Genomic DNA, 14368 nt, shown 5'->3' with positions numbered 1-14368 from the left:
ACTTACCTGAAGGCAACGATCCCCGCTGCGGCGGGGATTCGTTTTTTCCGGTCCGCCGCTTGGCGGGAAGCCGCGCTCACTGGATCTTGAACCACGGCATGAACTGCGAGTTGAGGCGGTCGAAACGCCCGTCGCGCTTGATCTGGTCGATCGCGGCATTGAGCCGCTCGGCGAGGGCCGCCTCTTTCGGGCTGATCAGCATGTGCAGCGGGCCGCTCATTGTCGGATCGGTCAGGATGGTCGATTCAAGCAGCAGCGGCTGCAGGTTTTTATCCCGGAGCAGCGCCAGGGCGCCAAGCATCGGCATCAGGGTTGCATCGGCCTTGCCGGTGGCGAGCAGGGCCGGGATTTCGTTTTGCGTGACGACCGCGATGCTTTTCCAGCCCATTGCCTCGGCGTGGCGGGCCTGTGCCGAACCTTTGATGACGGCCACCGGCTTCTGCGAATGGCCGAGCGCCACACCCGGCCTGGCTAGCCAGACGCTGCGCGAGTGGAAATAAGCCTTCGAGAACAGTACGCGCTGTTGCCGCTCGGGGGTTGGAATGAAGCCGACCACGGCAAAGGCGCTGTCGTCGGCGGCGACCGAGTCGACGATGCTTTCAATGGGCATGGGCTGCAACTGGCAGCGAATCTGCATCGTTGCGCACAGTTCGTGCGCCACTTCGATGTTGAAGCCGGTCAGCTTGCCACTTTCGTCGGTATAAGACAGCGGCGGCGAATAGCCGATCACGGCCACCCGATAGGTTCTGTCGTTAGCCTGGCAGACCCCGCCGACGACAAGCAGCGCCGCCAGCGCGAGTTGGCTGGCGAGTTTGGCTGTCGATTGCAGGTAGGTGAGGGCGGTCATGAGCTTGGCTTGCTTCGGCTTGCGGGCGGTGTCGGCACAGGGGTAGTTTAAGGAATCCTTATTTACTCGTCCCCTTCATTTTTTCCATGGCCTTTTCTTTCTCTGCCCTGGCTTCCATCACCAAGTGATAGGCGATGTAGTACTTGTAGATGTTGCTGACGTAAGTCACGGTCTCGGCGCCGATCTTCTCGGCTGCGACATATTCGACGTTATGGAACCAGATATTGGGGTCGAGGCCGCGCTTGGCGGCTTCCTTGCGTAACTGCGCAATGCGCCCGGCCCCGGCATTGTAGGAGGCAAAGGCAAAGAGCGCCTTATCCAGTTGGCTCATCGGTTCCTTGCCGTAGTACTGGTCGATCATCCAGCGCATGTACTTGATGCCGGCATGGATGTTGGCCTCGGTTTCGACGATGTTGCCGACGCCAAGATCCTTGCCGGTGGCCGGCATGACCTGCATGACGCCGATTGCCCCGACGCGGCTGCGGGCAGCCTGGTTGAGTTGCGACTCCTGGTAGCCCTGGGCCGCCATCAACAGCCAGTCGACCTCGTATTGGTCGGAATATTTTCGGAAATAGCCGACCAGATCAAGAAACTTCTGGCGTTCGGTTTCGGCGGCGGCATTCTTCACGTATTTGGCCGATTTCAGATAGCGCGTCAGAATCGTGTTGCCGGCTGCCGTGCCCGCCGCATTGCGGATGATGAAGTCGTCTACGGCGGCTTTCAGTTGCGGACTATTCTTGCGGATCGCCCAGGCAATGCTGCCGCCGGTGCGCAGCGCGATGTCCTCATGGACTTTGATGCCGGGAAAGACCTGCTGCCAGAACAGGGCCTTGTGGCGGTCCACGACGATGAGCGGAATCAGCCCGGCATTCAGCATCTCGATCAGGTCTTCGTCTTCCAGCGTTTCCGGGGCTTCCTTGAGGATCACCGGCGGCTTTTTCTCGTTGGCGAAGCGTTGGTTGAGGGCTTGCAGGCTGCTGAAATAACTGGAGGACTTGCGGACGAAGACCGTCTTTCCGGCCAGGTCGTTCACGCTGGTCAACGCCGGCGAAGCCGGACCCGATAACACCAATTCGCTGACGTTTTGATAGACCGGAGTGGAGAAATCGACCAGTTTCTGGCGCTCCTCGGTAATCGTCAGGTTGGCTGCTGCGATGTCGCCTTTGCCGGCTGCCAGTGCGCGGAGCAACTCGCTTCTGGCGACCGGAATGAGCACCACACGCAGCTTGAGATGCTTTTGCTTGAGTTGTTTGTCCTTGGCCAGTTTTTTGTTCAGATCGGCTTCGAACAGGCGGGTGAAATCGTGGGTTGCCCCGCGCTGCACACCTTTGTCTACGAAATAGAAGGTCTTGCTGTAGGTGGTCAGTACCCGAATCACACCCCGCTTCAGCATCCCGTCCAGGTCGTCGGTCTGCGGCTGCATCAACTCTTGCGTGGTGATGCGCAGTTGTTGGCGTGGCGCCTTCTCGGCTGGGGCTTTGGGATCGGCTGCACCATAGGCCGGGCCGGCCAAGGCGAGAAAGGCGAGGATGAACAGCCAGAAGCGCACAGGAGAATCAGCAGAACGGCCCGCTGGCCGGCAGTCATCCTTCAACATGATCAGCACTCCTTGGCTTTTTATAATGAAAAGCCGAGCTTCGCCCGTTCTTCGGCCCCATTTCCCGTCCGGTCCACGGTTTCAGTGTAGTCAAGCCGGCCCTGCGGTCAATACGCGGATGCAGGTGCAGGCTGCCTTGGAAGGGAGCGGACATGAGGCTATGCTTGTCTTATCCCCACGGTATAGGCAACAGGCCGGAAGGATGGCCTGCTACCAGTGCGTCGCCAGAAGGAAAGGGATGGACGATCATGAGCAATGACGAAAGCACCCGACCGCAAATGAGTGCCGGCGACAGTGCGTTCCGGGATGCGCAGAACTTCTCCCTGGTCATCGGCGGTCCGCTTTTCCAGCTTTTGCGTCGGGCGCATCTGTCCGACGATGCGCTGTTGATGGTGCGTCAGCGCATCGTCGCCTTCTCGCTCTTTACCTGGCTGCCGCTGCTGCTGCTTGCGGCGCTCGAAGGGCACGTCTGGGGCGGCAGCGTCGCCATGCCGTTTCTCTGGGATATCGAGGTACACGCCCGCTTCCTGCTGGCGATGCCGCTGCTGATCGTTGCCGAACTGGTCGTGCACCAGCGCATGCGCCCCATCGTGCAATCCTTCCTCGAACGCAACCTGATTCCGGACGCGGCCAGGGGGCAGTTCGATGCGGCAATCAACGCGGCTTTCCGGCTGCGCAATTCGGTGCTCGCCGAAGTTATCCTGATCAGCCTGGTCTACGGTCTCGGGGTGTTGGTCATCTGGCGCCATTACATCGCCCTCGATGCAGCGAGCTGGTATTCGCTGCCCTCGGCCGGCGAGTCGAAGCTGTCGCTGGCCGGCATCTGGTACGGCTACGTCAGCCTGCCGGTCTTCCAGTTCCTGTTGATCCGCTGGTACTTCCGCCTTTTCATCTGGGCGCGTTTCCTGTGGCAGGTGTCGCGCATCGAGTTGTGCCTGCTGCCAGCACATCCCGACCGGTTGGGCGGCCTCGGTTTTCTGGCCAATACGGTCTACGCCTTTGCCGTGCTCGCTGTTGCGCACGGCGCCCTGGTTGCCGGCCAGCTCGCCAATCGCATTTTCTTCGTCGGTGCCGCCTTGCCCGAATTCAAGGCCGAGATTTTTCTCCTGGTCGTCTTCCTGCTTTGCCTGGTCTTCTGCCCCCTACTGGCCTTTTCAGCGCAGTTGGCCCAGGCCCGGCGGCGCGGCGGGCGCGAATTCGGCATGCTGGCCGAGCGTTATGTCCGTGAATTCGACCGCAAATGGCTGCGCGGCGGGGCGCCGGCCGACGAGCCGCTGATCGGCAGCGGCGATATCCAGTCGCTGGCCGATCTTGGCAACAGCTACGAGGTGGTGCGCGGCATGCGTATTGCGCCGGTGACCAGGGACGCCATTGTTCGTCTAGCGGCCGCCGCGCTAGTCCCGATCGCGCCGCTGCTGCTGACCATGATGCCGCTCGAAGAACTGCTCAAGCGGCTGTTCGGCATCCTGTTCTAGCGGCATCCGCTCGGCGCATTCAGGGCTGGGCCGGCGATTCTCCGTTCAGGGCAGGGGTGGGTGTGGTCGTGAGGTTCTGCCGTGCCGGCCGGTCGAACAGGTGGTTGGTCAGGCCGGCACCGAGCCACATGCCGAGCAGTGAAATCCAGGCCGTCAGGGCGAAGACCGCAGCGCCGGAAACGCCGGCGCCGACCGCACAGCCGCCGGCCAGCATGCCGCCGAAGCCCATGCAGATGGCGCCGGCGATATAGCGGCGCATGCTGTGGCCGTCCTTGAAACCTTCCAGCTTGAGTTCGCCGCCCCACAGCGCGGCGAGGAAGGAGCCGAGGACGACACCGGGCACCAGGCCGCTGTCGAAATCCCACGGCTGGCCGGGTGGCGACAGCACCAGCATCAGCGTGTCGGCCGAGGGACCGGTAAAGCTCAGGCTCTGTACCGGGATGATTTCGAAGGACTGGCTGCCGAACTGGTAGGTGAGCAGCCAGGCCAGCGCCACCATCAGGCCGACGCCGATGCCGCCCAGCCATTCCAGGTGGTGCAGCCGGCTGCGCCGGGCAAAATGGATGGCGGCGGCGAGCCAGAGCAGGCCAAAGACGATGCCGCCGCCGTGGCCGAGATGAAAGGTGGCGAGCAGGTCGCGGGCGCTGCCGCCGGCGATGGTCCATAGGCTGGCCAGCCACTGGCGCAGCGGTGAGAGCAGGCCGTTCAGCGAGGCCTGGGCGGTGACGGCGAAAATCAGGCCGGTGAGCAGGGCACGCAGGTTGCCGTTGGCGGCGAGGACCAGCATGCGCGACGAGCAACCGCGGGCCAGGATCATGCCGATGCCGAACAGCAGCCCGCCGAGCAGGGCGCCGGAGAGGCTGCCGGTGGCCGAGAGCTGGCGGGCTTGCCCGACGTCGAGCCAGCCGAGGCTGATGAAAGTCTGGGTCGAGATCAGCGCGCTTGAAAAGGCGAACAGCCAGATGGCGAGCTTGGCGGTGCCGTGGCGGTTCCAGAATTCGACGACTGCCGAGCGCATGCAAAAACGGGAGCGCTGGGCGAAGATGCCGAAGAGCAGGCCGACCAGCAGGCCGGCCAGCGCGATACTGGCTTTTTCGCCGAGAAAGTCTGTCAGGCTGTCGAAATCCATGGTTTTTGCCTTGCTGGAGCAGTCGACCGCCGGGCTCGGCCGAAAGCGGCAAGTTTAGCACCGGCTCGATCAGCGTCGGCTAATGGATGCCGGGCCGACGGGCAGCAAAAAGCCGCAGACGGGCTGCGGCTTTTTGGGGGCTGGAGGGGAATCAGCCTTCGCCCGGCTCCATGTGGGCTTGCAGGTAGTTTGGCAGCGTCACGTTGTCGATCAGGGACTGCTGCGTCTCCAGCCAGTCGATGGCTTCTTCGCAGTGTTCGAGCAGTTCTTCGAGCAGGTCGCGGCTGACGTAGTCCTGCAGTTCCTCGCACAGTGCGATGGCTTCGATCAGCAGCGGCCGCTGGATGGTCTGCTCGTACTTCAGGTCGCCCTGCAGGCATTCGACGACATTCTCGCCGATCAGCAGCTTGCCGAGGTTCTGCAGGTTGGGCAGGCCTTCGAGGAAGAGGATGCGTTCGATGACCTCGTCGGCTTCCTTCATGACGCGGATCGACTGCTTGTACTGGTAGTCGTTGAGCTTTTCCAGGCCCCAGTTGCGGAACATCCGGGCATGCAGGAAATACTGGTTGATCGAGGTCAGTTCGTTCTTCAGCACCTTGTTGAGGGCTTCGATGACTTTCTTTTCGCCTTTCATGCCTGCTCCTTAAGCCGGGTTGCCCGAGCCCATCTGGCTCTGCTGGTAGTTTTCCAGGCCGACCAGTTCGATCAGCTTCAATTGCTTTTCCAGGAAGTAGGCGTGGTCCATCTCGGTATCGTCGAGCTGGACGACCAGCATTTCGCGGGTCACGTAGTCCTGGGCTTTTTCGCAGGCGGCGATGGCTTTCTTCAGCTCGCCATCGACCTTGTATTCGACGGCAAGGTCGGATTTCAGCATCTCCGGAACGGTCTTGCCGATCTTCAGGGCGTCGCGCTTGCTGAGGTCCGGCTTGCCTTCGAGGAACAGGATGCGCTGGATCAGCGCCCGGGCGTGCTGGCGCTCGTGGTCGGATTCGTGGATGGATTTCTCGGCCAGGTGGTTGAGGCCCATGTCGGCGTACATTTCGCCGTGAATCAGGTATTGGTCGACTGCGGTCAGCTCGCCGGCCAGCAGGCCGTTGAGGATGTCGATGATTTTCTTGTCGCCCTTCATGGAGTTCTCCGGAGTTCGTTGGAAACTGGCGGCTGGCTGGCGGCTTACGGCTGGCTGGCCCGAGCGCCCATTCTAGGCGTTGGCAACATCCTTTTCCACCCAGATATGCCTTGCGACCGCATGTTCGAGCGCCAGTTCCACCTCGTCGGCCAGAATGACCGTCATCGGCCGCTGCTGCAAAACCCGCAGCGGGCGGTTTTCGGCCAGGCCGTAGGCAGTCAGTTGTTCGCGCTGGAGCGGGTCGATTTCGTCGCCGAGCGCCGCCAGGCGGACTTCGCTGCCCGGTTGAATGAAGGCGAGCGGCAGGCGGGCTTCGTGTTTGGCTGACATGCTCAGCTCCAGAGGGCGCGCAGCGCGATGTTGAACAGGCCGCCGATGAAGAAGGCGAAGGGCACGATCAGGCCGACCATGAGCAGTGCCGTCTTGGCGCCTTGTTCCTTGACCATCATCATCAGGCTGGCAAAGCAGGGGATGAACAGCGTGATGGTGATCATGCCGACCACGGCCTGGATCGGCGACAGGCTGTGCGCCATCGCGAACAGGCCGGTAGCGCCGAAGTCGCGGCGCAGGAAGCCCATGACGAAGGCGGCCGAGGCTTCCTTGGGCAAGCCGAGCCAGCCGGTGACGAGCGGTTCGCCGGCTTCGATGATGGCGGGCAGGGCGCCGGTCTTGTCGAGCGCGTACATGATGAAGGTGCCGAGCAGGAAGAGCGGGATGACTTCGATCAGGTACCACTTGAGCCGGCCGCCGGTCTTTTTCAGCACATTGCCGAGGATCGGCAGGCGCATCGGCGGCAATTCGGTGACCAGCGGAATGCGCCGGCCGGGGATCAGCCGGGCGGCGAGGAAGCCGGCCAGCAGCAGGACGCCGACCATGGCCAGGGCCCAGACCAGCACGGCCGTGAAGGAGACGCCGCCCAACATGCCGAGGACGACGCCCAACTGGGCCGAGCACGGGATGGCGAGGGCGAGCAGGAAGATGGTGATCAGCCGTTCGCGCGGCGAATGCAGGATGCGTGTCGTCAGCGTCGCCATCGTCACGCAGCCGAGGCCGAGCACCATCGGCAGCACGGCGCGGCCGTTGAGGCCGATCATCGCGAACAGGCGGTTGGCGATCACCGTCAGGCGCGGCAGGTAGCCCGAGTCTTCGAGCACGCCGAAGGCGAAGAAGAAGGTGGTGACGATGGGCAGGATCAGCGCCAGCGCGTAGGTCATGCCCATCGTCCACAGGCCGTACTGGCCGACCAGCAATTCCTGCAACCAGGGGAGGTCGACCGCAGCAGTGACGAAATGCGTGAAGGCCGGGTTCAGGATGCCTTCGAAGAGATCCTCTTCCATCAGGCCGACCAGCGTCGTCGCGCCGAAGACGCCGACCAATTCGTAAACGGCGAACAGCACGCCGAGCAGGATGGGAATGCCCCACAGCGGATGCACGACATACTGGCCGATGCGTTGCGAGAGCAGCGGGCTGCTCTTGACGGCGCGCTGGATGACGCTGGCGGCCAGCGCATCGGCCGCCTCGGTGCGTTCGCGGGCAAGCAGCGTCGGCAGGTCGCCTTCCGCCCGGCTGGCCGCTGCCTGACGGAGTGCTGCCAGTTCGGCAAATTGTTCGCCGGCCGTTTCGCGCAACCAGTCGGCGACTTCCGAATCGCCGCCGAGATAAAGGATGGCCAGGCCGCGCGCTGCCAGGTGCGGGTGGGCGGCATGGCGGCTGATCCAGGTGCTGACCTGGCCGATGTCGTCCTCGATTGCCGCGTCGTAGCGGAGCAGGGCTTGCGGCGCCCGGGCCTGGCCCAGGCTGGCCGTCAGTTCGCCGATGCCTTCGCCGCCGGTGGCGACGGTGGCCAGTACCGGCATGCCGAGTTCTTCGCCGAGGGCGGCAATGTCGACGGTGACGCCGCGCGCTGCCGCTTCGTCGTGCATGTTCAGGGCGAGCACCATCGGCACGCCGAGTTCGGCGAGCAGGGCGGTCAGGGTCAGTGTCCGGCGCAGGTTCTTGGCATCGCCGACCTGGACCAGGCTGCGCGTCGACTCCTTGAGCAGGGCGCGCATCGTCGCCCGTTCGTCGTCGCTGCGCGAGGGCAGGGCAAGGACGCCCGGCGTGTCGAGCAAGGCGACCTGATGATCGAAGCGGGCGCTGGCCCGGGTCACTTCGACGGTGGTGCCGGGGTAGTTGGAAACGTTGACGTAAGCCCCGGTCAGGCGGTGAAAGAGCACCGATTTGCCGACATTGGGGTGGCCGACGAGGAGGATGGCGTTGCTGGCGGAAAGCGTCATTGGTTTGTCGTGATAACGGTTGCCCGTGATTTTCCTACCAAATGAAGAAAACCAGGCTCCAGATCGTCGCCATCAGCCCGAGCGGCGACAGCATGACCAGTCCGGCCAGTGCTTTTTGCCATTTTTGGGCCGTTGACCGGCGGACTAGCTGCAGCACCAGCCACAGGCTGCCCAGGCAGCCGGCAGCGAGCAGCGCGATGCGGAACCCGGGCAGCCAGCCGAGCCACAGATGCTCGGCCTTGAGGTGGGTGACGGTGAGCATCGACAAACCGAGGATGACGCTGGCCGCAGCGAGCGGCGTCAGGGCGAGGGTGAAACGCTGCCAGCTCAAGGCACTGTGCTTAAGCAGGCGGCTGGCCAGGGCAGGGCCGACCAGCAGCAGGCTGCCGAGCAGGAAGCCGCCGCCGAGCAGGTAGGCGAGGATCAAGGCGCCGTCGAGCCAGGTGAACAGGTCGTTGGCTTCCGGGTAATGGGTCAGCAGCCACCAGGGCACATCGTTGTCGAGCAGCGCGAAATGGTCATGCTCGACCAGCCATTCGGCCAGCGCCAGCTTGGCGTGCAGGAACCACGGGCTGAGCGTCCACTGGAAGGCGGCGGTGGCGACGCCGAGTACGCCATAAACCAGGGTCAGGGCATCCGGCGTCTTGGCCGGGTTGTTGAAATCGAGGATTTCGCTGAACGGCGAGCGGGCGGCATAGGTGACGGCGTCGCGCTGGCCGGCGCAACGGCCGCAGCTATGGCATTCGGAAGCACTGGTCATGCGTCGGACGTCGAGCAGCGGGGCGCAATTGACCGGCTCGAAATCGCCCTGATGGCGGTCCCAGGCGGCGCGGTCGACCTTGTAGTGGAGCGGGGCGATCTTGGCCAGCACGGCGAAGACGCCGGAGGCCGGGCACAGGTAGCGGCACCAGATGCGCTTCTCGCGGCCGTAAAGCAGGCCGATGACGATGGCGGCGATGGTCGAGCCGCCAAGGACCAGCAGCGCGGCCTGCGGATATTCATAAACGCTGACCAGCTGGCCGTAGACCGTGGTGCAGATGAAGGCGACGAAAGGCCAGCCCGACCATTTGAGCCAGCCGGGCAACGCCTTGCCGCGGCCGTACTGGCTGACCCATTCGGAAATCGCACCTTCCGGGCAGAACAGGCCGCACCAGACGCGGCCCATGGTCACCGTGGCGATCATCACCCCCGGCCACCACAGGCCCCAGAAGCAGAACTGGGCGAACAGCCGCAGGTTGTCCCAGATGTGGGCGCTTTCCGGCGGCAAAGGCAAAAACGCCGGGATGATGACCATCGCGGCGTAGAGGATGACGATCAGCCACTGGAGGGCGATGATAGGGCGGCGGTTTTTCCTCAGGAAAAGGCCGACTTTTGCCAGTCGAGTACGGGGCGCGAGCCTACTTGGGTGGAACTGGATGACTTGCTCAGCCACGACCGGTTCTCCGCCAGGCGAAGAGCACGACGCCCCAGTAGGCGGCCCAGGCGAGCAGGCTGCTCAGGGCGGGGCGGGCGCGGTAGCCGGAAAAGTCGGCGATCAGTTTGCCGGCCTTGGTGGTGTCGTCGATCAGCAGCGAACTGTCCCAGACCGGGTCGAGCAGCGGCGGCAGCCAGCCGGCGCCGATCAGGCGGTCGATGGCGGCGATCAGCAGGGCCGAGGCGAGGATCAGCAGCAGGATCGAGGACAAGCGGAGGAGCAGGCCGATATTCAATTTTGCCAGGCTCCGGGCGGCCAGCCAGGCGGTGAAGCCGGCGGCGGCGAAGCCGGTGACGCTGCCGAAGGCCAGCGCCGACATCTCGCCACCCTGGGCCAGGCCGTAGAGGAAGATCACCGTTTCCGCCCCTTCGCGGGCGACGGCCAGCGCCGCGACGACGGCGACGCCGAGGAAGCCGGAGCGGTCGCGGGCCGAAGCGAGGTCGGCATGCAGCCGGGCCTTCATTTGACGGCCATGCTTGCGCATCCAGAGCACCATCTGGGTAATCAGGCCGGCGGCGACGAAGAGCGTCGCCGTCTGGAAGATTTCCAGCGCCTCGCCGGTCAGTTCGTCCTGCACCGAGAGCAGCGCCCAGCCGAGCAGCAGGGCGAGGCCGGCACCGGCGGCCAGGCCGGCAAAGAGGGCGCGCTTGCCCTTGCCGCTGCTGTCGTTGGCCTGCAGCCAGGCGTAGAGGATGCCGGCGATCAGGAAGGCTTCGAGGCTTTCCCGCCAGACTACGAAAAAGGCGTTACCCATGCTGTGCTCCGTTGCGGCTTGTTTTTATTTGGCGACGATCTTGCCCTGGCCCGTTTCCGGGTGGAAATCGTCAAAGAACTTGTAAGTGCCGGGTTTCATCGGAAAGAAGACCAGGTTGCGGGTGACGCCCGGGGCCAGCACCAGTTCCTTCTTCAATTCCAGGCTCTCGAATTCCGTGGCCCCCGGCCCCTCGTTCTTCACCTCCAGCCGGAAGCGGGTGTTGGCCGGTACTTCCAGCGTTTCGGGGAAAAGACGGCCGTCCTTCATCAACAGCTTGATGGTCGGCATGTCGTCGGCAATTGCTGCGGTCGACGCCAGAAAAAGGCCAAAAACCACGGAATGGAGAGCGTGTTTCATATGATTCCTCAGTAAGCGATATTGGCGCGCACGGCGAAGACCTTGACCGACTTGGCATCCGCATTGCCACCGCCGTTGGTGACATACTGGAAGTCCGGCGACAGCTCGAACTGCGACGAGACGCGATAGCGGTAATAGACTTCCGCGACCTGCTCGGCACCCTGCGGCGTGAAGCTGTAGGCCAGCAGCGACTGGTTGTCGTCGAGCCAGGCGCTGGCCGTGCTCGTCCGGTAGCCCTTGCCCGACTGCAGCCAGGCGCCGGCGATACCGAGGGCGTCGGCACCGCGACTCCAGTAGCTGCCGGAGAACTCGGCACCGGCGGTAACCGCCTGGTTGAACGGCAGTTCGCCCTTGACCAGCTTGCCGTAACGGGCGAACAGCCGGACCCCGTCGCCGACCCGCTGGTCGATCGAAGCGCCGATGCCGGTATGCTTGTTCAGCGTCCCGTCGTAATCGACGCCCTGGCTGCGGTTCCAGCCATACAGGCGATAGTTGCCGAGCAGGCCGTCGAAGCGCAGTTGTTTCTCGGCCTGCACCATCAACAGCGGCGAAGAGAGGCTGCGTTGGTAGTTGGCACCCTTGTCGCCGGTACCGAAGACGCCGACCGACAGGCGCCACGGCTGCGGCTTGTCGAAGTAGTTCAGGTAGGAGGCGACAAAGCCGGGCTGGAAGCCGTTGGCATCGACGCCGACTTCGCCGGCCGCATCGAGCAGCGGGTTATGGACGAAGACCGAGTTCAGGAATTGCTTCGATTCGTCGCCGGCCGCCGCGTTCTGGTCGAAGAAACCGAAGATGTCCATCTTGCCGAAGGTCAGCTCCAGGGTTTCCCGCGAGTAGGGCTTGAAACCGAGGAAGGGCAGCGGAATCGCCGCCTGGTACCAGGCCTGGCCGAGGATGGTCACCGAGTCGTCCGGGCTGGCGCCGGAGGCGCGGAAGGCGAGCGCATTGGGGGCGCTGGCGAAGTGGCCGAGATTGGAGAAAGCGGCATTGAGGCCGAGACCCTGGCCCATGCGCAGATGGGCGAACAGCTTGTGGTCGATGTCGCCAACCGGAGCGAGCGGCAGTTCGACCGAGACATCGGCCCGGTAGTTGAGCTGGCTGCTGCCGTTGTCGATATCCTTGGGCAGACCCCAGGCATGCTGGCCGACGGTGGCCAGGGAGGCGCCGACCTTGATGCCTTCCAGGCCTTCGGCGATCTTCGAGGCCTTCTTCATTTCCAGCGCGTCTTTTTCGACCGCCTTCAGGCGTACCGTCAGTTCCGGTTCGTATTGCGACAGGCGCGGGCTGTCGAGACCTTGGGCGACGCGTTCGTTTTCACCCTTCAGCGCCTTCACTTCCTTTTCCAGGTCGGCGTTGCGGGCTTCCAGTTTTTCCAGGCGGGCAGCCAGTTTTTCAAGCAATGCGCTCTCGGTCGGGGCGGCCAGGGCAGGCAGGGCCAGCCCCGCCGCGACCAGCGCAGCGGTCAGTTTGGCGAAGCGCATGATCAGTAGCCGCCTTTTTTGCCGATCCCGACGTAGGTAAATTCGTACTCGACTTCAAACGGCTTGAACCACGGGCGAACGCCGGTGGCGCGGTCGGTGTGGCGGCCGAAATGGGCATGCTTGTTTTCCGACGGCGGCAGCACGGTGTACTTCACCTTGTACTTGCCGGGGCCGGCCAGCTTGATGTTGTCGCCGTAGTGCGGGCCGTCGTTGGCGACCATCGGCATGAAATCGCCGGCCACCTTGTAGTCGCCGCCGATCTTGGAAACTTCGAACTTGACCAGCAGGTAGGGAATCCAGGCCCCTTCCTCGAAACCGTTCGGATTGTTGGCCAGGGCGTGAATGTCGGCTTCGATGTGGATGTCGGATTCCGACGCCTTGCGCATGTGGCCTTCCGGCTCCATTTCGACCGGTTGCAGATAGACGGCGGCGACTTCCATGCCGGCGCGGTGCTGCGGCACGCCAATCGGGTATTCGAGGGCCTGGGCCGAGCTGGCGAAGGCGGCGGCCAGTACGAGTGCGCTGATGATTTTTTTGGTGGACAGCATTGTTGACTCCCTGAAAGTCTCTGGCTGGCCGACCAAAAAAAGCCGCCCCTCATCGGGGCTGGCTAATTGGCTGGCGCTGGCTTGAGGATGGTTGGTGAAGCAAAAACGACGGGGCGACGGGTAACTATTCGTTGCCCGGCTGCGTGACGAAGCCGATCTTGGTCAGCCCGGCCCGGCGGGCGGCGCTCATCGTCTCGGCAACGGTCTCGTAACGGGTGGCACGGTCGGCCTTGAGATGCATTTCGACGTTGGCATCCTGGGCGACGGCCTCACGGAACTTCTGTTCGAGAGCGCTGCGGTCGACCGTCTCGGAACCGACAAAAACGGCGTTCTCGGCGTTGATCGCCACCTGCAGCGTCATCGGCTTTTCCGGCGTCGGTGTGCTGGCGGCGCGCGGCAGATCGACCTTGACCGAATGCGTCATCAGCGGTGCGGTGATGATGAAGATGATCAGCAGCACCAGCATCACGTCGACCAGCGGCGTCATGTTGATTTCCGCCGTCGGCATCTGGTGGCTTTGCGAATTGAAACTGCCCATCGCCATTTAGGCCACCTCCGCCGCAGCACGGGCGCGCATCGGGTGAATCTGGGCGCTGTTGGCGGCAAACGGCTTGCCGACCGTGAAGAAGGCGTGCAGGTCGTGGGCGAAACCATCGAGATCGGCCAGGATGACGCGGTTGGCGCGGGTGAAGGCGTTGTAGGCAAAGACGGCGGGCAGCGCGACGGCGAGGCCGGCGGCGGTCATGATCAGCGCTTCGCCGACCGGGCCGGCGACCTTTTCCAGGGCGGCCTGGCCGGAGATGCCGATCGCGACCAGGGCGTGGTAGATGCCCCAGACGGTGCCGAAGAGGCCGACGAAGGGGGCGGTGGCGCCGGTCGTCGCCAACAGGGTCAGGCCGTTTTCCATGCCGGCCTGGGTGCCGGACAGTTGCTGGCGCAGGGCGCGTTCCATCTGTTCGGCCGGGTCGAAGCGGGAAGCGAGGCGGCCGGTGACGGCTTCGCATTCATGGTTGCAGCAGTTGGCCTGTTCGGCCAGTTGGGCGTAGGGGCTGTCGGCGCCAGCTTCGCGCAGGCGCTCTATGCCTTCGCCGACGCTGGTCGCCGCCCAGAACTTGCCGACGGCCTGCGCGGCGCGGCGCATCGTCCACCAGTCCCAGGCCTTGGCCAGGATCAGGTACCAGCTGGCAATCGACATGAGGGCGAGAATGACCGCAACGCTGTGCGAAATGGCATCGCCACTGGCCCACAGGTGGGCAAAACCGAAGGCGTTTTGCGTCGTTTCCTGAATGTTTTCCTGCATT

General features: G+C 63.8%; 15 protein-coding genes. 1 reads left to right on the top strand and 14 read right to left on the bottom strand.

The window, feature by feature from the left end; all coding sequences use genetic code 11:
* Positions 1–76: 76 nt before the first annotated feature.
* Positions 77–847, bottom strand: a complete 771-nt coding sequence (locus GH663_RS16285) for a substrate-binding periplasmic protein (protein ID WP_153132741.1) — start codon at positions 845–847, stop codon at positions 77–79.
* Positions 848–905: 58 nt separating this feature from the next.
* A complete protein-coding gene (locus GH663_RS16280; RefSeq protein ID WP_153132740.1) occupies positions 906–2444 on the bottom strand; it encodes an MltF family protein in 1539 nt (512 codons plus the stop codon).
* A gap of 248 nt (positions 2445–2692) precedes the next feature.
* Between GH663_RS16280 and GH663_RS16275 the strand changes: the two genes are divergently transcribed.
* Complete coding sequence (locus GH663_RS16275) at positions 2693–3919, top strand: hypothetical protein (RefSeq protein WP_246181616.1); 1227 nt, start codon at positions 2693–2695, stop codon at positions 3917–3919.
* A gap of 19 nt (positions 3920–3938) precedes the next feature.
* Here the strand turns inward: GH663_RS16275 and GH663_RS16270 are convergent, their stop codons facing one another.
* From GH663_RS16270 to GH663_RS21390, 12 genes are all read right to left on the bottom strand, one after another.
* Positions 3939–5048: a YeeE/YedE family protein gene (locus tag GH663_RS16270; RefSeq protein WP_153132739.1), complete on the bottom strand. Its 1110-nt coding sequence runs from the start codon at positions 5046–5048 to the stop codon at positions 3939–3941.
* Positions 5049–5199: 151 nt separating this feature from the next.
* Complete coding sequence (bfr, locus tag GH663_RS16265; protein WP_153132738.1) at positions 5200–5682, bottom strand: bacterioferritin; 483 nt, start codon at positions 5680–5682, stop codon at positions 5200–5202.
* Positions 5683–5691: 9 nt separating this feature from the next.
* Entirely contained in the window at positions 5692–6177 is a 486-nt protein-coding gene (gene bfr / locus GH663_RS16260) for a bacterioferritin (protein WP_153132737.1), read from the bottom strand.
* 72 nt (positions 6178–6249) lie between these two features.
* Positions 6250–6507 (bottom strand): ferrous iron transport protein A, encoded by a 258-nt coding sequence (locus tag GH663_RS16255; protein WP_153132736.1) that lies wholly within the window; start codon positions 6505–6507, stop codon positions 6250–6252.
* Between the two features lie 2 nt (positions 6508–6509).
* On the bottom strand, positions 6510–8453 hold the full coding sequence (gene feoB / locus GH663_RS16250) for a ferrous iron transport protein B (RefSeq protein WP_153132735.1): 1944 nt from the start codon (positions 8451–8453) through the stop codon (positions 6510–6512).
* 34 nt (positions 8454–8487) lie between these two features.
* Positions 8488–9885 carry a 4Fe-4S binding protein gene (locus tag GH663_RS16245; RefSeq protein WP_153132734.1) on the bottom strand — a complete coding sequence of 466 codons (1398 nt, stop codon included), beginning with the start codon at positions 9883–9885 and terminating at the stop codon, positions 8488–8490.
* On the bottom strand, positions 9878–10681 hold the full coding sequence (locus tag GH663_RS16240) for an FTR1 family iron permease (protein ID WP_153132733.1): 804 nt from the start codon (positions 10679–10681) through the stop codon (positions 9878–9880). The genes GH663_RS16245 and GH663_RS16240 overlap by 8 nt, the downstream gene beginning before the upstream one ends.
* Positions 10682–10705: 24 nt before the next feature.
* On the bottom strand, positions 10706–11038 hold the full coding sequence (locus tag GH663_RS16235; RefSeq protein WP_066882983.1) for a cupredoxin domain-containing protein: 333 nt from the start codon (positions 11036–11038) through the stop codon (positions 10706–10708).
* An 8-nt stretch (positions 11039–11046) separates the two neighbouring features.
* Positions 11047–12519 (bottom strand): carbohydrate porin, encoded by a 1473-nt coding sequence (locus GH663_RS16230; RefSeq protein ID WP_153132732.1) that lies wholly within the window; start codon positions 12517–12519, stop codon positions 11047–11049.
* Between the two features lie 2 nt (positions 12520–12521).
* Entirely contained in the window at positions 12522–13067 is a 546-nt protein-coding gene (locus GH663_RS16225; protein WP_066882981.1) for an iron transporter, read from the bottom strand.
* 124 nt (positions 13068–13191) lie between these two features.
* The gene (locus tag GH663_RS16220; RefSeq protein ID WP_066882980.1) at positions 13192–13611 is read right to left on the bottom strand and encodes an ExbD/TolR family protein; all 420 of its coding nucleotides are present in this window, start codon (positions 13609–13611) and stop codon (positions 13192–13194) included.
* On the bottom strand, positions 13612–14367 hold the full coding sequence (locus tag GH663_RS21390; protein WP_153132731.1) for a MotA/TolQ/ExbB proton channel family protein: 756 nt from the start codon (positions 14365–14367) through the stop codon (positions 13612–13614).
* Position 14368: the final 1 nt, after the last annotated feature.

The sequence above is a fragment of the Dechloromonas hortensis genome (assembly GCF_009469765.1).
GTDB lineage: Bacteria > Pseudomonadota > Gammaproteobacteria > Burkholderiales > Rhodocyclaceae > Azonexus > Azonexus hortensis.
Note: the sequence above shows the minus strand (reverse complement) of the source record. Positions and strands in the feature narration are given on the sequence as shown.